19 protein-coding genes are annotated in these 18,537 nt (G+C 46.0%); 7 read left to right on the top strand and 12 right to left on the bottom strand.

The window, feature by feature from the left end:
- Positions 1 to 18: 18 nt before the first annotated feature.
- Positions 19 to 906: an outer membrane protein assembly factor BamD gene (locus tag FD963_RS05400; RefSeq protein ID WP_215363698.1), complete on the top strand. Its 888-nt coding sequence runs from the start codon at positions 19 to 21 to the stop codon at positions 904 to 906.
- 68 nt (positions 907 to 974) lie between these two features.
- On the opposite strand, the gene alr is transcribed toward FD963_RS05400, so the two are convergent.
- A complete protein-coding gene (gene alr / locus FD963_RS05395) occupies positions 975 to 2,066 on the bottom strand; it encodes an alanine racemase (RefSeq protein ID WP_215363892.1) in 1,092 nt (363 codons plus the stop codon).
- Positions 2,067 to 2,140: 74 nt separating this feature from the next.
- Between alr and lplT the strand changes: the two genes are divergently transcribed.
- Positions 2,141 to 3,460 carry a lysophospholipid transporter LplT gene (gene lplT, locus FD963_RS05390; RefSeq protein ID WP_215363696.1) on the top strand — a complete coding sequence of 440 codons (1,320 nt, stop codon included), beginning with the start codon at positions 2,141 to 2,143 and terminating at the stop codon, positions 3,458 to 3,460.
- Positions 3,461 to 3,477: 17 nt separating this feature from the next.
- Here the strand turns inward: lplT and FD963_RS05385 are convergent, their stop codons facing one another.
- Genes FD963_RS05385 through scpA form a run of 8 tightly spaced genes read right to left on the bottom strand, consistent with a single transcriptional unit; the run spans position 3,478 to position 12,558 of the window.
- On the bottom strand, positions 3,478 to 4,002 hold the full coding sequence (locus FD963_RS05385; RefSeq protein WP_215363694.1) for a hypothetical protein: 525 nt from the start codon (positions 4,000 to 4,002) through the stop codon (positions 3,478 to 3,480).
- Positions 3,999 to 4,529: a ribosomal protein S18-alanine N-acetyltransferase gene (rimI, locus tag FD963_RS05380; protein ID WP_215363692.1), complete on the bottom strand. Its 531-nt coding sequence runs from the start codon at positions 4,527 to 4,529 to the stop codon at positions 3,999 to 4,001. The genes FD963_RS05385 and rimI overlap by 4 nt, the downstream gene beginning before the upstream one ends.
- Positions 4,529 to 5,233 carry a tRNA (adenosine(37)-N6)-threonylcarbamoyltransferase complex dimerization subunit type 1 TsaB gene (gene tsaB / locus FD963_RS05375; protein WP_251367337.1) on the bottom strand — a complete coding sequence of 235 codons (705 nt, stop codon included), beginning with the start codon at positions 5,231 to 5,233 and terminating at the stop codon, positions 4,529 to 4,531. The genes rimI and tsaB overlap by 1 nt, the downstream gene beginning before the upstream one ends.
- Before the next feature lie 32 nt (positions 5,234 to 5,265).
- Complete coding sequence (locus FD963_RS05370) at positions 5,266 to 5,733, bottom strand: VOC family protein (RefSeq protein ID WP_215363691.1); 468 nt, start codon at positions 5,731 to 5,733, stop codon at positions 5,266 to 5,268.
- A 15-nt stretch (positions 5,734 to 5,748) separates the two neighbouring features.
- On the bottom strand, positions 5,749 to 7,785 hold the full coding sequence (gene accC, locus FD963_RS05365; protein ID WP_251367336.1) for an acetyl-CoA carboxylase biotin carboxylase subunit: 2,037 nt from the start codon (positions 7,783 to 7,785) through the stop codon (positions 5,749 to 5,751).
- Positions 7,786 to 7,800: 15 nt separating this feature from the next.
- The gene (locus FD963_RS05360) at positions 7,801 to 9,333 is read right to left on the bottom strand and encodes an acyl-CoA carboxylase subunit beta (RefSeq protein ID WP_072582555.1); all 1,533 of its coding nucleotides are present in this window, start codon (positions 9,331 to 9,333) and stop codon (positions 7,801 to 7,803) included.
- 10 nt (positions 9,334 to 9,343) lie between these two features.
- Positions 9,344 to 10,369 carry a methylmalonyl Co-A mutase-associated GTPase MeaB gene (gene meaB / locus FD963_RS05355; RefSeq protein ID WP_215363689.1) on the bottom strand — a complete coding sequence of 342 codons (1,026 nt, stop codon included), beginning with the start codon at positions 10,367 to 10,369 and terminating at the stop codon, positions 9,344 to 9,346.
- Positions 10,370 to 10,383: 14 nt separating this feature from the next.
- The gene (scpA, locus tag FD963_RS05350) at positions 10,384 to 12,558 is read right to left on the bottom strand and encodes a methylmalonyl-CoA mutase (protein ID WP_215363686.1); all 2,175 of its coding nucleotides are present in this window, start codon (positions 12,556 to 12,558) and stop codon (positions 10,384 to 10,386) included.
- Between the two features lie 96 nt (positions 12,559 to 12,654).
- Between scpA and FD963_RS05345 the strand changes: the two genes are divergently transcribed.
- Positions 12,655 to 13,293 carry a GntR family transcriptional regulator gene (locus FD963_RS05345; protein ID WP_215363684.1) on the top strand — a complete coding sequence of 213 codons (639 nt, stop codon included), beginning with the start codon at positions 12,655 to 12,657 and terminating at the stop codon, positions 13,291 to 13,293.
- A 70-nt stretch (positions 13,294 to 13,363) separates the two neighbouring features.
- Here the strand turns inward: FD963_RS05345 and FD963_RS05340 are convergent, their stop codons facing one another.
- Together FD963_RS05340 and FD963_RS05335 are read right to left on the bottom strand one after the other, a co-directional pair.
- A complete protein-coding gene (locus FD963_RS05340) occupies positions 13,364 to 13,717 on the bottom strand; it encodes a cytochrome c (RefSeq protein ID WP_072582384.1) in 354 nt (117 codons plus the stop codon).
- Between the two features lie 31 nt (positions 13,718 to 13,748).
- Positions 13,749 to 14,114 carry a cytochrome c gene (locus FD963_RS05335; protein ID WP_215322115.1) on the bottom strand — a complete coding sequence of 122 codons (366 nt, stop codon included), beginning with the start codon at positions 14,112 to 14,114 and terminating at the stop codon, positions 13,749 to 13,751.
- 163 nt (positions 14,115 to 14,277) lie between these two features.
- On the opposite strand from FD963_RS05335, the gene FD963_RS05330 reads away from it, so the two are divergent.
- The 3 genes from FD963_RS05330 to FD963_RS05320 are packed head-to-tail and all read left to right on the top strand — an operon-like array spanning position 14,278 to position 16,840.
- Complete coding sequence (locus FD963_RS05330; protein WP_371818487.1) at positions 14,278 to 15,147, top strand: AAA family ATPase; 870 nt, start codon at positions 14,278 to 14,280, stop codon at positions 15,145 to 15,147.
- A 24-nt stretch (positions 15,148 to 15,171) separates the two neighbouring features.
- Positions 15,172 to 16,347 carry a VWA domain-containing protein gene (locus FD963_RS05325; RefSeq protein ID WP_215360208.1) on the top strand — a complete coding sequence of 392 codons (1,176 nt, stop codon included), beginning with the start codon at positions 15,172 to 15,174 and terminating at the stop codon, positions 16,345 to 16,347.
- A gap of 34 nt (positions 16,348 to 16,381) precedes the next feature.
- Positions 16,382 to 16,840 carry a RidA family protein gene (locus FD963_RS05320; RefSeq protein ID WP_215363678.1) on the top strand — a complete coding sequence of 153 codons (459 nt, stop codon included), beginning with the start codon at positions 16,382 to 16,384 and terminating at the stop codon, positions 16,838 to 16,840.
- An 11-nt stretch (positions 16,841 to 16,851) separates the two neighbouring features.
- Here FD963_RS05320 and FD963_RS05315 read toward each other — a convergent pair whose 3' ends face one another.
- Positions 16,852 to 17,502 (bottom strand): NTP transferase domain-containing protein, encoded by a 651-nt coding sequence (locus tag FD963_RS05315; RefSeq protein ID WP_215363675.1) that lies wholly within the window; start codon positions 17,500 to 17,502, stop codon positions 16,852 to 16,854.
- A 63-nt stretch (positions 17,503 to 17,565) separates the two neighbouring features.
- Between FD963_RS05315 and FD963_RS05310 the strand changes: the two genes are divergently transcribed.
- Positions 17,566 to 18,525 carry an XdhC family protein gene (locus tag FD963_RS05310; RefSeq protein WP_215363673.1) on the top strand — a complete coding sequence of 320 codons (960 nt, stop codon included), beginning with the start codon at positions 17,566 to 17,568 and terminating at the stop codon, positions 18,523 to 18,525.
- Positions 18,526 to 18,537 lie beyond the last annotated feature (12 nt).

The raw sequence follows: 18,537 nt of genomic DNA, 5'->3' as shown, positions 1-18,537 counted from the left end.
TTAGAGAGCCTTTCAGTTATGTCCGACGTAATATCAGACGCCAGTTTAAGGCTTGCTGGGATTTCTTCCTCACAAAAAAAGAGTTTCCATGTAGGTGGCACCTCTTACGCCCTGCTTTTAGCCCTTATGTTCGCATTAATGCTTTTAGGTGGATGCGCAGGTAGCGACGGCAGTAAAGATGACACAGATATCTGGTCAGAGGCAAAACTCTACTCTGAAGCCACTGACAAACTCAATGATGCCGACTATGCTAAGTGCGGCAAGTACTTTGAAAAATTAGAGGCACGCTTTCCTTTCGGACCCTATTCACAACAAGCGCAAATTAACTCTGCTTATTGTTATTGGAAAGCGCAAGAGCAAACTCAAGCACTGGTTGCGATTGATCGCTTTATTAAATTACATCAAGGTAGTTCGAGTCTAGATTACGCCTACTACTTAAAAGGCCTTATTACTTTTAATGATGACTTGGGATGGCTTGGCAAGTTTACCGGCCAGGATCTCAGTGAGCGCGACCCTAAAGCTGCCAAAGAAGCTTTTGAGTCGTTCAAAGTAGTGGTCGAACGTTTCCCAGACAGTAAGTACGCTCCAGATGCATTAGACCGTATGCGCTATATCGTGAACTCTCTTGCTGAGGCGGATGTTATTGTTGCGCGCTTTTACTATCAGCGTGGCGCCTATCTTGCTGCAGCCAATCGCGCACAACTAGTCATTCGTGATTATGATCGCGCACCTGCTGTTGAAGAAGCGCTCTACATTCTCACCAAGTCTTATGAGAAGCTTGGCATGATTGATCTCAGCAACGATTCGGCTCGTGTCTTCAAATTAAACTTTCCTGATAGTCAAATGATGCTCACTGGTCAACGTGTTCAAAAAGAACGCAGATGGTGGCAGATCTGGAATAAGTAATTTTGATCTCATAAAAAATCCTCCGCTCTGGAGGATTTTTTTATTTACCAGCTTGCCAATGTCTTTAGCTACTGGATCTCAACAGGAACCCTAGGCGCTACAGCACAAAGCAATTCATAACCAATAGTTCCACTCATTTGTGCCACATCGTCTACTGGAACTTTGTCACCCCACAGCTGAACAACACTTCCGATGCCTGCTTTTGGCGCATTGCTTAAATCAATGGCTAACATATCCATGGAGACTCTTCCAGCTAGTGGGCAGGTCACGCCATGATCACCGTTGCTAACCCAAACTGGAGTGCCATCTTTTGCGTGCCGTGGATAACCATCGGCATAGCCGCAAGCCACAATACCAACACGCATTGCATGAGGCGCCTCATAACGACCGCCATAACCAATGCGATCCCCTTTTTGAAGATCTTGAATATCGATAATTTCACTATGAAGAAGCATGACCGCTCTAAGATTTGCATGCGCGATGTCAGAATGCAATCCGGTAGGTGATGCCCCATAGAGCATGATGCCAGGGCGCACCCAATCGCCCAAGGCGTTCCGGTGCCACAGAATAGCTGCCGAATTTGCCAAGGATGTCGCGCCTTCTAAACCAGCAATGGTTTCATTAAATAACTCTTGCTGACCCCCTACTGAGGGCAATTGATCCACTTGATCGGCATTGGCGAAATGAGTCATGTGGTGCATGTGATAACCAGCTGCATGCAAACGATGAAATACAGTTCGATAAACTTCGGGCTTAAATCCTAGGCGATTCATGCCAGTATTCATCTTTAGAAAGACACTTACAGGCTTATGGTTTTTGCCTTTAAATCGTTCTAGCCACTCCACCTGTGCATCGCAATGGACTACCAGGTCGCACGCTAAATCCTCTGCTCGACTAAGTTCATTTTCATGAAATAAACCTTCTAAAAGGAGGATGCGCCCCTGCCAGCCATGCTCCCTTAGCCAGGCTGCGTCTTGTATGTCTAACAAGGCAAAGCCATCCGTAGAGGACAGCCCCTTTAGCGCTGCTTCAAAACAATGGCCATAGGCTCGGGCTTTAATGACAGACCAAATTTTGGATTCTGGCGCCAATTCCCGAACTCGGTTTAAATTATGCTGAAAGGCGGCAATATCAATAGATGCCAAAATTGGTCTATTAATCAGGCCGTTAGCTGAATCACTCATTTTCACCCCTCCTTTCATGCTTTAATTGCAGTAATGACTAGATTGTACGAATGAACCGTAGCTTTTACATCATTATGGCGGCGCAATTTTTTTCGTCGCTTGCTGATAATGCTCTCCTAATTGCCGCTATTGCGCTCTTGGCCCAGCTTCAAGCTCCGGCCTGGATGACGCCGCTGCTCAAATTGTTCTTTGTATTGTCCTATGTTCTTCTGGCAGCCTTTGTCGGAGCCTTTGCAGACTCCCGCCCCAAGGGAAATGTCATGTTCATTACCAATACCATTAAGTTTGTTGGATGCGTGGCCATGCTGTTCGGTAGCCACCCTTTGATGGCCTATGCCATCGTTGGCCTGGGTGCCGCCGCTTACTCACCGGCTAAATATGGAATTTTGACCGAACTTCTGCCTCCTGAAAAATTAGTCGCTGCCAATGGTTGGATCGAGGGGTTAACGGTTGGCTCAATCATTTTGGGCACGGTTTTAGGTGGCGTACTGATTAGTAGTACGGTATCTCAAAGTCTTTTAGCCCTAGACATGCCTACATTTGACACTGGTATTGATACGCCAGCAGAGTCAGCAATTCTGATCATCATGATGATTTATGTTGTTGCCGCACTCATTAACCTAAAGATTCCCGATACTGGCGCTCGATACGTTTCCCAAAAAACCAATCCAATCGAATTGGTCAAAGACTTTGCCATTTGCTTCAAGACACTCTGGAATGATCGCCTAGGTCAAATCTCTCTCGCAGTAACAACCTTGTTTTGGGGGGCTGGAGCAACCCTGCAATTTATTGTCATCAAATGGGCGCAAGTTGCTTTGCATATGAACCTATCCCAGGGCGCCATTTTACAAGCCATCTCAGCCGTAGGTGTTGCTGGTGGCGCCGTTTATGCGGCTTGGCGCATTCCGCTTCGTAAATCCTTAAACGTATTGCCCTATGGCATTGCTATGGGCCTAGTTGTCTGCGTCATGGCGGTCTACAACTCAGACTTACTTCCCAACACGAGCATTTTTACCGTAGGTAAGTTTCAAATATCACTGAACTTATTGCCTGCTTATTTTTTATTAATTTTAGTAGGTTGGTTAGCGGGTTACTTTGTGGTGCCAATGAACGCCTTGTTGCAGCATCGTGGTCACGTCCTGATGTCTGCTGGCCACTCCATTGCAGTACAGAACTTTAACGAGAACATTTCTGTTTTGGTGATGCTGTTGATTTATTCTCTGCTGATCTGGCTGGATATACCGGTTCAATTTGTGATTATCGGATTTGGTTTGATTGTTAGCCTAATTATGTGGCTAGTGATTAAACGCCACGCCAGGAATCAAGCGGAGTATGACTCCATGCATCTGATCGGCGAACACAAGCAATAGGCTTGAATACTCTTAGATCAACTGTTTTGCAGAACGGATCTCGCTAACAACATATCCTGCCAGAGCAACGCTTTATCACTTGGTTTTGCTAGCACTTGATTAAGTTCAAAAGAAGCAATCACTGGAATCTCTTCTTCATTACCAGTATTTAAAGCCAAAACCGTTTCGCGCAACTGCGGCAATGGATCTCTTTCACCGGTAATTTTTTGAGCAGTAGGTCCACCGAAGGCCATTGCTACAACAGGCATTTCAGGGGCGCTCAACTGACCAAGACTCTGACTTGGATTTTTCCAAGCCCACTCATTTTTAGCTAGCCCCAAAACACGAATCATATTTTGGAACAAGATTTGAGCATCGCCCTGTGGTTCGTTACCAAAAAACCACCACATCCCATGACTGGTTCTTGGAGCTGACTGCACTACCTCAGGAGAGGCTTGAGGGTTGGTCTGCTCGGTTACTAAAGCTGTCGCCTGCACAACATCCCGGGAAGTCCATTCGGTGATGCCCATTTCTTTTAAGAAGGCTGAATGTGTATTGGTCATAGCTCTAGCTTAATCGATTTAGCCATTACAAGCGCATCCTCACGAGATCCAGTCTCCAGATTCGCTGGATAGTAATTCTTACGCACGCCGATTTGCTCGTACCCCAATTTTTGATAGAGCGTTATCGCAGCGGTATTGCTTGGTCTTACCTCTAAGATAATTCGGGGCATTTTTTGTTGGGCTGCCACACCCTCAATCGCAGCCATCATCCTTTGGCCCAGACCAAGCTTACGCAAATGGGGGGACACCGTAATATTGAGAAGGTGCAATTCATCTACCGCAGGAAATAGGATGCAGTAAGCCCAAAGCACTGCTGGATCCAAATAACTACCCTTCACCATTTGGTCTACTTGCGGCCGAATGCAATAAGCCCAATGTCCAGCAGCCAAAGAATCAGAAAAATTACCCTTTGTCCAAGGGTGAATATGCGAGACGGTTTCTATCTTGAGAACTTCATCCAAGTCTGCGGCTTGCATTGGCATGAACGAGAGCTCCGCAACTTCTCCCGCTTGGGAAATGTCGGACATTACCTCATTCCCAATTCACGCTCTGCGGTAGTGAAAGCTACTTTATTGCGGACATACATTGGCTCAAGCAGTCGAACATCTACCTGCAAACCTTCTTTAAATGACTGTTTGGCGCACTCTAAGACACCCAATGCAGAAATTGAGATCTCGCCATCCCTTGAGCCAGCAAATATCGGCAAGCGACTGCTATAGGCATTTAAAGCACTACCCGCTATGAGTTGCAGGCCATCAAAGTGAAGATCTTCAGGCTTTGTAAGGTGAATATCACTCACGCGTTTTGGTAATTGAGTAGCTTGAGACTCATAGTTCGCCCAATAAATCTCTTCCATGCGTGCATCAACGGCAATCATGAATCGTTGAGGCTTACTCATTTTGTAAGAGTTGGTACTTATGATTTGCGCAGCTATGGCATCTAAGCTACATACGGATATGACTGGAAGATTATTTGAAACAGCGAGACCCTGTACTGCCGCAACACCCAATCTAACTCCCGTGAATGCACCAGGTCCAATACCAATAGCAATAGCATCAAGATCTTTTAAAGACAGTTTTGCATTAGCCAGTAGTGTCTCCACCCAGGGCAATAGGAGTTGGCTGGCACCCGCTGAAACAGCTTCATGCTTGAACTCTGGTGCTTTATCACCTAAAGATAAAGCCACCGAACACCACGCCGAAGAGGTGTCGATGGCCAATATATTTGCCAATTTGAATCCTATCCGCTAATTACAAAACCAAATTATGAACTCAATCCTGCAATCACTTCGGGAGGCGCTTGAACCAGCTCAATGAGCACCCCTTCACCGCCAATCGGAAACTCGTCATTTCCCTTGGGGTGCACAAAAGTAATGTCATAGCCTGCAGCACCCTTGCGGATGCCTCCTGGAGCAAAGCGCAGGCCATTGGCTGAGAGCCACTCAACCGCTTTAGGGAGGTCATCCACCCACAAACCAATATGGTTCAGGGGTGTTTGATGTACAGCTGGTTTCTTTTCGATATCAAATGGCTGCATGAGATCAACTTCAATCTCATGGGCACCGGAACCAATCGCACAAATATCCTCATCCACGTTTTCACGCTCAGAGACAAAAGTGCTTTTGTATTCAAACCCAAGCATATCAACCCAAAGCTTCTTGAGTCGATCTTTATTTTCGCCGCCTATGGCGATTTGCTGGATACCTAAAATCTTGAATGGTTTAGTGCTCATAGTCATTAACCTGGATTATTCAAAACGAATAATTAACTGATCTACCGCTAAGCTATCGCCCTCTTTAGCGCAGATTTCAGCAACTACACCATCTTGCATAGCGGATAGTGTGTTTTCCATCTTCATCGCTTCAATTGAGGCTAGCTTCTGACCTGCAGTAACCGCTTCACCAGCCTTGACAGCAATTTTTGTTAATAGGCCTGGCATCGGAGACATTACTAATTTAGAAGTATCTGGTGGCAACTTGACAGGCATGCGACGCTGTAACTCTGCACCCAAAGGACTCAGAACCATACATTCGAAATGGGCGCCATCCAGAATTAAAAGATACTTAACGCCACGTCGCTCTACTTGCGCAGTAATTTTATGTGTACCGTTAATAGTCGCGTGTAGACAAATTTGCCCAGGACGCCAGTCACTCACAATGTCATAACGACTCACACCATCAGCATCATCGATGTAGACAGAATAGATGCCATCTTTGAGTTCAACACGAATGGGCACTTCATACGGATCATTCATGGAACCGGTTTTTTTACCAGTAACCACGACGAATTTCTTCGCAATGATCATTTCATGGCCAGCCAATTGACCATCAATCATCTTGATATGTTCTAGATAGCGATAGCGCATAAAAGCAGCTAATGCTGCCAAACGCTTAGGATCAGCGGGCTGTACAGAATCCTTTTTGAAGCCCTCTGGATACTCTTCAGCGATAAAGCCAGTTGTAAAGTCGCCATTCACGAAGCGAGGGTGCTGAAGTAATGCTGCCTGAAACGGGATATTGGAATGAATGCCGCGAATCACGAAATCATTCAATGCTGAACGCATCTTTTCAATAGCTTCGGTGCGATCCTTGCCGTGAACGATTAATTTAGCAATCATCGAGTCGTAGTACATCGGAATTTCACCGCCCTCATACACGCCAGTATCAACGCGCACTCCATTGATAGACTCTGGCGGACGGTACTTCACTAGACGGCCAGTTGACGGGAGGAAGTTGCGGAATGGATCATCGGCGTTGATACGGCATTCCATAGACCAACCATCCAACTTCACATCTTCTTGCTTGAATGCCAACTTCTCACCAGCGGCTACCCGAATCATCTGCTCGACTAAGTCAAGCCCAGTAATACTCTCAGTCACTGGATGCTCCACCTGCAAGCGGGTATTCATTTCTAGGAAGTAGAAAGACTTATCTTTACCAACCACAAACTCCACTGTGCCGGCGGATTGGTAGTTCACAGCCTTTGCCAATGCAACCGCTTGTTCGCCCATCGCCTTACGAGTCGCTGGATCGATAAAAGGTGAAGGTGCTTCTTCAATGACCTTTTGATGACGGCGCTGAATGGAGCAATCACGCTCATTGAGATAAACCACATTGCCATAAGAATCCCCTAAAACCTGAATCTCAATATGACGCGGACCCTCTACAAACTTCTCGATAAAAATACGATCATCACCAAAGCTGTTCATCGCTTCCGTTTTACAAGCTGCAAAACCTTCGGCAGCTTCTTTGTCATTAAATGCAACGCGCAAGCCTTTACCGCCACCACCTGCAGAAGCTTTAATCATGACGGGATAGCCAATGCCTTGGGCAATCTTTACGGCCTCTTCAGTGGTGTCAATCGCTTCGTTATAACCAGGAATCGTATTCACCTTAGCCTCTAAGGCAAGCTTCTTGGAGGCAATCTTGTCTCCCATAGCAGCGATAGACTGATGCTTAGGACCAATAAAGACAATGCCCTCTTCCTCGCAACGCTTAGCAAACTGCTCGTTCTCAGATAAGAAGCCGTAGCCAGGATGAACCGCTTCAGCGCCGGTATCTTTACAGGCTTGAATAATGCGGTCCATTACTAAGTAGGATTCACGTGAAGGTGCTGGTCCAATGCAAACAGCCTCATCTGCCAGCTGTACGTGACGCGCCTCTTTATCTGCCTCAGAATAAACAGCAACAGTCTTGATGCCCATTTTTTTAGCGGTCATCATCACACGGCAAGCAATCTCGCCGCGGTTAGCAATCAGAATTTTCTTAAACATTTTCGTAGTCATAATTTGTCAGCGCCTTTACAGAGGAATATTGCCGTGTTTACGCGCAGGATTCTTCAAGTCTTTATCTTTGAGCATCGCAAGTGATCTAGCAATACGCTTACGGGTCTCGTGCGGAAGAATGACGTCATCGATATAGCCGCGACGACCTGCCACAAAGGGGTTGGCAAACTTCGACTTGTACTCGGCTTCACGTGCAGTGATTTTTTCTGGATCCGACTTCTCTTCACGGAAAATAATTTCCACGGCGCCTTTAGGGCCCATCACGGCAATTTCTGCTGAAGGCCAGGCAAAGTTCACGTCACCACGTAAATGCTTAGACGCCATCACGTCATAAGCGCCACCATAAGCTTTACGAGTAATTAAAGTTACCTTGGGCACGGTGCAATCAGCGTACGCATAGAGCAATTTTGCACCATGCTTAATAATGCCGCCGTATTCTTGTGCAGTGCCAGGCATAAAGCCAGGAACGTCAACTAAAGTCACAACCGGAATATTGAAGGCATCGCAGAAGCGTACGAAACGCGCAGCTTTGATGGATGCCTTGATATCCAAACAACCGGCCAAAATCAGTGGTTGATTAGCAACAATACCTATCGAACGGCCTTCAATACGAGCAAAGCCAATCACGATATTTTTTGCATAGTCCGGCTGTAATTCAAAGAATTCACCGTCGTCAACGATCTTCTCAATCAACTCTTTCATATCGTAAGGTTGATTGGGATTGGATGGCACCAAGGTATCCAATGAAAAATCAGGCTCTTCTGTACGATTAGCCCCCTTGATCAAAGGTGGTTTCTCGCGGTTTGAGAGCGGTAAGTAGTTAAAGAAACGACGCAGCATCATGATTGCATCAACATCATTATCAAAAGCCAAGTCGCAAACACCGGATACTGTTGAGTGAGTCACTGCGCCACCCAACTCTTCAGCAGTAACATCCTCATGAGTCACAGTCTTCACTACTTCAGGGCCCGTCACGAACATGTAAGAACTATCTTTGACCATGAAGATAAAGTCGGTCAAGGCTGGGGAATAGACGGCACCACCAGCTGAAGGCCCCATGATCAAGGAAATTTGCGGGATAACACCGGACGCAGTTACATTGCGTTGGAAGATTTCTGCATAGCCGCCAAGTGAGGCAACGCCCTCTTGAATACGTGCACCGCCAGAGTCATTGAGGCCAATTACAGGAGCGCCTACCTTGAGGGCTTGATCCATGATCTTGCAAATCTTTTCTGCATGAGCCTCTGATAAGGAGCCACCTAAAACAGTGAAGTCCTGTGAGAAAACAAACACTAGGCGACCATTAATCATTCCGTACCCAGTGACAACACCGTCGCCAGGAACGGTTTGATCGGCCATGCCAAAATCATGACAACGGTGCTCAACAAACATATCCCACTCTTCGAATGTGCCAGCATCCAGCAAAAGCTCAATACGCTCACGAGCAGTTAATTTGCCCTTCGCATGTTGAGCTTGAATACGCTTTTGCCCGCCACCCAATCGAGCAAGCTCACGCTTAGCTTCCAGTTGTTGAATGATTTCCTTCATTTCCTGCTCCTTAGAAAAATTCATGCCCCATGGCTTCCAGTAGTCGTCTTGCCGCTACTGAAGCTGCCATAGTTCCTTGGTTTACCTGCGCTGCCAAGCTTGGTAGAAGCGCTTGAACGGCTTCATTACTACGAAATGCATTTTTTAATCCTGCATCGATGCGATCCCACATCCAAGCACCTGATTGTTCTTTGCGCCGAGAATCAAATTTCCCATTGGCTTTTTGGAGAGATTCAAAATGAGAGACCTTTTCCCATAACTCCGGAACGCCGTTACCTTCTAAGGCACTTAAGGTCATGACTTGTGGGTGCCAAAATTCTTTGTTATGGGATGCGTGATCTGGATTGCCTTGAAAGCCTAGCAGTCGCAATGAGCTTGTAATAAATAACTGCGCGCGCATTGCAGCATCAGGATCAATGTCTACTTTGTTAATGACGATCAGATCTGCGATTTCCATCACACCCTTTTTAATCGCTTGTAGATCATCGCCGGCATTGGGGAGTTGCATTAGTAGGAACATGTCTGTCATACCCGCAACTGCAATCTCACTTTGCCCTACGCCAACGGTTTCAACAATAATCACGTCAAAACCTGCGGCTTCAGCAACCAACATGGCTTCACGCGTCTTCTCTGCAACACCACCCAGCGTACAAGACGATGGACTTGGGCGAATAAAGGCGTGCTCCAGAACGGATAGACGCTCCATACGGGTCTTATCACCCAAAATAGAACCGCCAGAGATACTGGATGAAGGATCGATCGCCAATACGGCGACTCGATGACCTTTATCAATGAGGTAAAGACCTAAAGTCTCAATCAAGGTCGACTTGCCAACTCCTGGAACGCCTGAAATTCCCAGACGAAATGATTTACCTGTTTTTGGCAATAAAGAATTCAACACCTCATCAGCGCGATGACGGTGATCTAGACGAGTTGATTCAAGCAGCGTAATGATCTTCGCTAATGCACGTCGCTGTTTAAGCGATGGCGCACCAGTGAGATCATTCACTAGAGCTTGATCAGCGGCTTCGAGCATGCCTATGGGCCGTACTAAGCTGGTTTAACAGACTTGCGGATTTGCTCTAGCACATCCTTAGCCGAAGCCGGAATTGGAGTGCCTGGACCATAAATGCCTTTGACACCCGCCTCATAGAGGAACTCGTAATCCTGCCTTGGAATCACACCACCAACGAATACGATGATGTCGTCTGAACCCTGTCTTTTTAATTCAGCAATGATGGCCGGCACTAATGTTTTATGGCCAGCAGCCAATGTAGAAACTCCCAAGGCATGTACGTCATTCTCAATCGCTTGGCGCGCACACTCTTCTGGAGTTTGAAATAGGGGGCCGATATCCACGTCAAAACCCAAATCAGCATAGGCTGTAGCAACTACCTTAGCGCCACGGTCATGACCATCTTGCCCCAACTTAGCAATCATCACACGCGGACGACGACCAAAGTCTTTTGCAAAGTCGGCAATTTCAGTTTGGAGTTTTGCCCAGCCTTCGGCTGAGTCATAAGCAGCTGCATACACACCAGTCACCTTTTGAGTATCGGCGCGATGGCGCCCGTAAACTTTTTCTAATGCATCAGATACTTCACCAACGGTTGCTCGTAAACGAATTGCATTGACAGATAACTCCAACAAGTTTCCAGAGTTATCCTCAGCAGCCTTAGTCAACGCTTCTAGCGCAGCTTCTACTTTTTTGGAGTCACGCTTAGCCTTAATTTCCTTGAGGCGAGCAACCTGACCTTCACGAACTTTATCGTTATCGATCATTAATACATCAACCAGATCTTCTTTACCAAGCTTGTATTTGTTAACGCCAACAATGACGTCGGAGCCTGAATCTATCTTGGCCTGTTTTTCAGCAGCAGCAGCTTCAATTTTGAGCTTGACCCAACCACTTTCAACCGCCTTGGTCATACCGCCCATGGCTTCTACTTCTTGAATAATTTCCCAGGCTTTGTCAGCCATCTCTTGAGTGAGGTTTTCCATCATGTAGGAGCCCGCCCATGGATCGATCACGCTAGGAATATGCGTTTCTTCTTGAAGGATTAACTGAGTATTACGGGCAATACGGCTGGAGAACTCGGAAGGCAAGGCAATCGCCTCATCCAAAGAGTTGGTATGCAATGACTGTGTGCCACCAAATACTGCAGCCATCGCCTCTACCGTAGTTCTTACTACGTTGTTGTAAGGATCTTGCTCGGTTAAGGACCAGCCCGATGTTTGGCAGTGCGTACGCAACATTAAGGACTTTGGATTCTTTGGCTCGAAGGACTTCATAATGCGCCACCACAACAAACGAGCAGCGCGTAATTTGGCAACTTCAAGGTAGAAGTTCATGCCAATAGCAAAGAAGAAAGAGAGGCGACCTGCGAAGCCATCAACATCCAAATCTTTAGCGAGCGCTGTTTTTACATATTCTTTGCCATCAGCCAAGGTGAATGCCAATTCCAACACTTGATTGGCTCCAGCCTCTTGCATGTGATAACCCGAAATAGAAATCGAGTTGAACTTCGGCATATGCTTAGCGGTGTACTCAATAATGTCGCCAATAATACGAATCGAAGGCTCCGGTGGATAGATGTAGGTATTGCGCACCATGAACTCTTTCAGAATGTCATTCTGAATGGTTCCGGATAGCTGCTCTTGTTTTACGCCTTGCTCTTCACCAGCCACAATGTAACCGGCCAGTACTGGCAATACAGCCCCGTTCATCGTCATCGAAACAGATACCTTGTCCAATGGAATGCCATCGAACAAGATTTTCATATCTTCTACAGAATCAATAGCAACACCGGCCTTACCAACGTCACCGGTAACACGTGGATGATCAGAGTCGTAACCGCGATGAGTGGCTAAGTCAAAAGCAACGGATACGCCTTGACCACCCGCATCAAGTGCCTTGCGATAAAAAGCATTGGATTCTTCTGCAGTTGAGAAACCAGCGTACTGACGAATGGTCCAGGGACGAACTGAGTACATCGTCGCTTGAGGACCACGTACAAATGGTTCAAATCCAGGCAATGTATCGGTGTAATTGAGACCCTCAACATCTGATGATGTGTACAAAGCTTTTAAATGAATTCCATCCGGGGTTTTCCAACCCAAGGAATCAACGTCACCATTAGGTGCAGATTTTTGCGCTGACTTTTTCCAGGCCTCTAGATTGGCGTCTGGAAATGATGGCCATGAATTGTTTTCTTTAGAACTCACAAAAACTCCCGGTTAATTTTTGCTGCATTGCATCGAAATATCCTTACATTCTGCTTGACTATTTCTCATTTGTCTAGTTATCATGTATTCATAATTATGAATACAAAACTGAATAACAGGCCCTTGTATGAAGACGTTGCTGACCGCCTGCGGGAGCAGATATTTAGCAAACAATTGGCATCTGGAAGCTGGTTAGATGAACAATCGCTTGCTGACCAATTCGGCATAAGCCGCACACCAATGCGTGAGGCAATTAAGGTTTTAGCCTCTGAAGGCCTTGTGACCATCAAGATGCGTCGAGGCGCTTATGTGACTGAGGTAGCTAGAAAGGATTTGGAGCAAATCTTTACCATCCTCTCCCTTTTAGAGGGTCAGGCGGCCAAGGAAACCGCAACCAAAGCTACCGAAGCAGAACTCAACATGCTGGACCACTTGCATCACCGCTTAGAGAAAGCTGCCGCTGACCGTGATATTGAGCAGTTTTTTGAGATAAATGGCAAATTTCATGAGCTAATTCAAGAAATTGCAGGTAATAAATGGATGAATGGTGTCATTGCCGATCTTCGTAAAGTACTCAAATTACATCGTAGAGACTCATTAACCGGTACCGGTAGACTGCAAAACTCTTTAGTTGAGCACCGAGAAATCCTTCGGGCACTTCTCAAGCGAGATGAGCAAGTTGCTGAAGCGGTGATGCGAAAACACCTTGCCCATGGGCTGGAAGCGTTAAGATAAAACCTATAAAAAATAAAGGCTTAGAAAGATATTCTAAGCCTTTTATGTAAGTAGCCTGAGCTAGCGGGGCTTACTTTTTAATAACAAAATTTCCCGGCAAGCTGGAAACATAAGCGGCGATATCTTGCATATCCGCATCGCTAAAGGCCTGAACTTGTGAGCCCATAATGGCGTTGTTACGTCCATACTGAGGATTACCGTTGCCTACTTTGTATGCTTTCAAAGCGTAATACAAGTAATCAGAATACTGGCCGGCTAACTTTGGATAGGCAGGCAAGATTGGAGCATTTAGTCCTGCACCATGGCAAGAAGCGCAATTAGCCTTCTCCACCAATGCCTGACCTTTATCAACGTTAGCAGCATTTGCTACGTTTACCAAACCAATGCTTGAGAGCAAAACTGCTGTAATTAGTGCAAATTTCATAAAAGTATCTCTATGTATCTTTATCAATGAATCACTTCAATGGGTTGTTCGGTGTGCTGGCAGTTTGCGCAGCATAGTATTCGCCAATATCAGCCATATCTTGGTCTGACAAGCTAGCAGCAATGGCGCGCATCGTTGGATGCTTACGTTCACCCTTTTTGTACTCTGACAAAGCGGTAGCAATGTAGGCACCATTTTGACCGCCCAACATAGGCACTTTGTATACCAATGGGTAATCAGCGCGGTAATCGGGGATAGAGTGGCAACCAACACAAAGCCAAACTTTAGCGTTACCAGCAGCGGCATTACCTTTAACTTCATCAGCCTGAGCAACAGAACCTGCAAAAGCTAAAGTTGCAGCAACAGCCAAATGAGGAAGAAATGAGAGTTTTTTCATAGAAATCAGTATTAATGAGTTTGATTTAGATCAATTTGGGAAGAGTATAGCGGACAGATGCCCTTCTCGCCATTTCAGAGGCCAAAATCAGTAGAAACACTGAAAAATTCCACTCATTTACCTATACTTGAAAGCTTAATCCAGTCCTTATTTAGGTATGTCCATGAGCAAATCCCCCTTGCCCTCCCCAAATCGCTTTGCAGGTAGCCAAAGTTATGTCGCCACTGATGATCTGAAATTGGCTGTAAATGCGGCCATTGCGCTGCAGCGCCCTCTTCTCATTAAAGGCGAGCCTGGCACTGGGAAAACCATGCTCGCCGAGGAAGTGGCTGCCGCCCTCAACATGCCACTGTTGCAATGGCATATCAAATCAACCACAAAGGCTCAGCAAGGTCTTTATGAATACGATGCTGTAAGTCGTTTACGCGACTCCCAATTGGGCGATGAAAAAGTAAATGATATTCGGAACTACATTATCAAAGGCGTTCTTTGGCAAGCTTTTGAAGCAGATGAGCCAACAGTATTGCTCATTGATGAAATCGATAAAGCAGATATTGAGTTTCCGAATGATTTATTACGTGAAATTGATCGCATGGAGTTTTATGTCTATGAAACCCGTGAATTAATTAAAGCAAAACATCGCCCACTCGTCATCATTACGTCAAATAATGAAAAAGAATTGCCTGATGCCTTCTTGCGTCGCTGCTTCTTTCATTACATCACCTTCCCAGACGCCAATACGATGCAAAGCATCGTGGATGTGCACCACCCCAATATCAAACAGGATCTTTTGGATGCTGCTCTGAAGGCCTTCTACCAGATACGGTCGTTGCCGGGCTTAAAAAAGAAGCCTTCTACATCTGAGTTAATAGACTGGCTCAAGCTCTTATTGGCGGAAGATATCCCACCTGAAGCACTGCATAGCAGCGATGAGAAGATTGTCGTACCGCCTTTGCATGGGGCTTTACTTAAGAATGAACAAGATATTCATCTATTTGAACGCTTGGTCATGATGAATCGCAATCATCGCTAACTTGTTAGCCAGAAGACTTCTTCAATGTTGATTCAATTCTTCCTAAATCTGAAAGAGGCCAAGGTGCCTGTTTCAGTGCGAGAGTTTTTAACTCTTTTGGAGGGATTGAAATCGGGTGTTATTAACCCTTCCATTGATGAGTTTTATCAGTTCTCGCGCTTGACCTTAGTTAAGGATGAACAACACTTTGATCGCTTTGATCAAGTGTTTGGTAGCTACTTCAACGGGATTGAACAAATTATTGCGCTATCGCCAGATATTCCACTGGAATGGTTAGAGAAAAAACTTCAACGTGTACTAACGGATGAAGAAAAAGCGGCGCTGCAGAAATTAGGCGGTCCGGATGCCTTAAAGAAGCGTCTTGAGGAGCTTTTAAAAGAGCAAAAAGAATGGCATGGCGGTGGAAATAAATGGATTGGCGCAGGCGGTTCTTCACCCTTTGGTCACAGCGGCTATCACCCCGAAGGCATCCGTATTGGTGGCGAGAGTGCTGGCAACAGAACGGCCATCAAAGTCTGGGAAGCGCGAGAATTTAAGGATTACGACAGCGATCTAGCATTAGGTACACGCAATATAAAAGTCGCTTTACGGCGCTTGCGTCGCTTTGCCCGAGAAGGATCTACTCTAGAGCTCGATTTAGATAAAACCATTCATTCAACAGCTGCCAATGCCGGCATGCTCGATATTCAAATGCGACCCGAGCGACATAACCAGGTCAAGGTTTTGCTACTCATGGATGTCGGCGGTTCGATGGATGATCACATCCAACGCATTGCTGAGTTATTTTCTGCTGCAAAAGCTGAATTTAAGCACTTAGAACATTACTATTTCCATAACTGCGTTTACGAAAACTTATGGCAAAGCAATCGCCGTAGGCGTGATCAAGTGACTGCAACGCAAGACATCATCAATAAATATGGGCCTGACTACAAACTCATCTTTGTTGGAGATGCGACGATGTCTCCTTATGAAATATTGAGCCCCAATGGCTCTGTTGAATACAACAATAAAGAAGCGGGCGCTGTTTGGATTAATCGGCTCATTGACCACTTCCCGCATTTTGCGTGGCTTAATCCTGAGCCCGAATCCATCTGGCAATACCGTCAATCGATCGACATCATGCAAAACCTCATGAAAGATCGTATGTACCCAGTCACTCTAAATGGTCTTGAAAGCGCCATGCGCCAACTTTCCAAGTAAGATTCTTTGTTTAATTTAATGATAGAAACCTCATATGAGCACGAAGATTAGCGAACGCCTTAAGTCCCTCGGAATTGATTTGCCCCCAGCGGGTCCCCCGGCTGCTGCGTATGTGATGGCCGCCACTACCGGTAATACAGTTTTTCTATCTGGTCACATTGCGAAACGCGATGGCAAGCCTTGGGTTGGAAAACTCGGTAAAGACTTGGATACAGAAACTGGTAAAGCCGCTGCTCGCGCTATTGCGATCGATTTGATTGCTACCTTACAAAACCACTTGGGCTCTTTAGATAAAGTCAAGCGCATTGTTAAAGTCATGGGTTTAGTGAACTCCACTGATGGCTACACAGAACAACACTTAGTGGTGAATGGCTGCTCTGAATTATTGTTTGAAGTCTTTGGCGACGCTGGCAAACATGCACGTAGCGCCTTTGGTGTCGCTCAAATCCCGCTTGGCGCTTGTGTGGAAATTGAATTGATTGCTGAAATTTAATTTGCCATTAATTAAATAGGATCAAGCCCTAGTTTCTGGATGTCGGCTTGCGTGTCGACGTCCATTAAATATGCCTGATTATCGGTAATAAATAATTTGACCAACTCTGGACGCTCATCCATATAGGGCCTACAGGCCATTCCGGGAATCGATAAGATTTGATCGATCAACCTTCTTGAAAACAATACCGGGTTACCTCGCTGACCATTCACCATTGGCAAAATGATTTCCTGGTTTGCGGCTCTTTGATTAAATTGACCTAGTAATGCCTCTATCTCAGCACTCGCTATGCTGGGTTGATCGCATAAAGCAATCATCAAAATATCGTAGTCACCCCTTAGAGATTCAAGACCAAGACGTACTGAAGAGGCTTGACCCAACTCCAGCTGGAGATTTTTTACCCAAGTTATTGGGTTTGTTACGAACTGCTTGATTAATTTAATTTCTGCTTCGATTTGGTCCGAGTAAAAGCCTGTAACGACCAAAGTCTCAATGGGGTCAAAACTCTGGGTAGATTGAATAAAGCGCTTTAACAAACTTTCTCCGCCTTTTTTTAATAAGGCTTTGGGATATCCACCCAAACGACTTCCCTCACCCGCTGCCAATATCAGGATGGCTAGACGCAAATTAGGGCTTTTGGAGGATTCACCGGAGATGCTCATTAGAGTGATAATAAATAGTTATTAATAAAAGCTTTCACAAAAGAACGAAAAAGAAGAAAACGCATGAACAGCACCGATTTAAGCGTACTCGAATCTGCCGTCGAATGGCTCCAAGCGGGTCAATCTGTCGCAATTGCGACCGTGGTTCAGACTTGGGGCTCAGCACCCCGTCCAATAGGCTCCTGGCTTGCTATACGAGCTGATGGGCAGGTTGCCGGGTCTGTTTCGGGCGGCTGCGTTGAGGATGACCTGATCCGCCGCGTTCAAACTGAAATCCTCACTCGCGATACCCCAGAAATGGTGGTTTACGGAGTAACCCAGCAAGAAGCTGCTCGTTTTGGTCTGCCTTGTGGTGGCACCTTGCGTTTATTGGTAGAGCCTAGGCCAGAATTAGCTGTTTTGGAAAAGTTGCTTGCAAATATTTCCTCCCATCAAATTACTCGCCGCTCCGTCAATTTGGCTACCGGCAAATCCACCCTCAGCTTAGGTAAGCGCAGTGATGAATTTGTTTGTACCGAACAAGAAATGCAAACCACATACGGTCCTCGTTGGCGCATGGTAATTATTGGTGCCGGCCAACTTTCCTTGTATACGGCTGATTTCGCACTGGCCTCCGACTTCGAGGTCATTGTGATTGATCCCCGCGAAGAATACGCCGAGGGCTTGAATCGCTCCGATATCGCCTTTGTAAAGGGTATGCCGGATGATGTCTTGCTGGAGATTGGTGTTGACTCTCATACCGCTGTTGTTGCGCTAACTCATGATCCGAAATTAGATGACATGGCCTTGATGGAGGCCCTGAAGTCTCCCGCTTTTTATGTGGGGGCGTTAGGTAGCAGAAAAAATACTCAAAAACGCAAAGAGCGCTTGCTCGAATTTGATGTCAGCCAAGAGCAGGTTGAAAAGTTACATGGCCCTGTTGGGCTTTATATTGGCGCTCTCACCCCACCAGAGATCGCAGTTTCGATTCTGGCGGAAGTGATTGCCGTTAAATACGGCGTGAGTATTCCAAAGAAAAATTAGCGAATTTAATTG

Source organism: Polynucleobacter sp. JS-JIR-II-50 (assembly GCF_018687895.1).
Taxonomy (GTDB): domain Bacteria; phylum Pseudomonadota; class Gammaproteobacteria; order Burkholderiales; family Burkholderiaceae; genus Polynucleobacter.
The sequence above is the reverse complement of the archived record's forward strand: the minus strand, read 5'-3'. Positions and strand labels throughout refer to the sequence as shown.

Excerpts from the sequence above, each read along its gene's own strand:
- FD963_RS05400 (WP_215363698.1), top strand. The coding sequence starts at position 19 with ATGTCCGACGTAATATCAGACGCCAGTTTAAGGCTTGCTGGGATTTCT.
- lplT (WP_215363696.1), top strand. The coding sequence starts at position 2,141 with ATGAACCGTAGCTTTTACATCATTATGGCGGCGCAATTTTTTTCGTCG.
- FD963_RS05385 (WP_215363694.1), bottom strand. The coding sequence starts at position 4,002 with ATGACCAATACACATTCAGCCTTCTTAAAAGAAATGGGCATCACCGAA.
- rimI (WP_215363692.1), bottom strand. The coding sequence starts at position 4,529 with ATGTCCGACATTTCCCAAGCGGGAGAAGTTGCGGAGCTCTCGTTCATG.
- FD963_RS05370 (WP_215363691.1), bottom strand. The coding sequence starts at position 5,733 with ATGAGCACTAAACCATTCAAGATTTTAGGTATCCAGCAAATCGCCATA.
- accC (WP_251367336.1), bottom strand. The coding sequence starts at position 7,785 with ATGACTACGAAAATGTTTAAGAAAATTCTGATTGCTAACCGCGGCGAG.
- FD963_RS05360 (WP_072582555.1), bottom strand. The coding sequence starts at position 9,333 with ATGAAGGAAATCATTCAACAACTGGAAGCTAAGCGTGAGCTTGCTCGA.
- meaB (WP_215363689.1), bottom strand. The coding sequence starts at position 10,369 with ATGCTCGAAGCCGCTGATCAAGCTCTAGTGAATGATCTCACTGGTGCG.
- FD963_RS05345 (WP_215363684.1), top strand. The coding sequence starts at position 12,655 with ATGAATACAAAACTGAATAACAGGCCCTTGTATGAAGACGTTGCTGAC.
- FD963_RS05340 (WP_072582384.1), bottom strand. The coding sequence starts at position 13,717 with ATGAAATTTGCACTAATTACAGCAGTTTTGCTCTCAAGCATTGGTTTG.
- FD963_RS05335 (WP_215322115.1), bottom strand. The coding sequence starts at position 14,114 with ATGAAAAAACTCTCATTTCTTCCTCATTTGGCTGTTGCTGCAACTTTA.
- FD963_RS05330 (WP_371818487.1), top strand. The coding sequence starts at position 14,278 with ATGAGCAAATCCCCCTTGCCCTCCCCAAATCGCTTTGCAGGTAGCCAA.
- FD963_RS05325 (WP_215360208.1), top strand. The coding sequence starts at position 15,172 with ATGTTGATTCAATTCTTCCTAAATCTGAAAGAGGCCAAGGTGCCTGTT.
- FD963_RS05320 (WP_215363678.1), top strand. The coding sequence starts at position 16,382 with ATGAGCACGAAGATTAGCGAACGCCTTAAGTCCCTCGGAATTGATTTG.
- FD963_RS05315 (WP_215363675.1), bottom strand. The coding sequence starts at position 17,502 with ATGAGCATCTCCGGTGAATCCTCCAAAAGCCCTAATTTGCGTCTAGCC.
- FD963_RS05310 (WP_215363673.1), top strand. The coding sequence starts at position 17,566 with ATGAACAGCACCGATTTAAGCGTACTCGAATCTGCCGTCGAATGGCTC.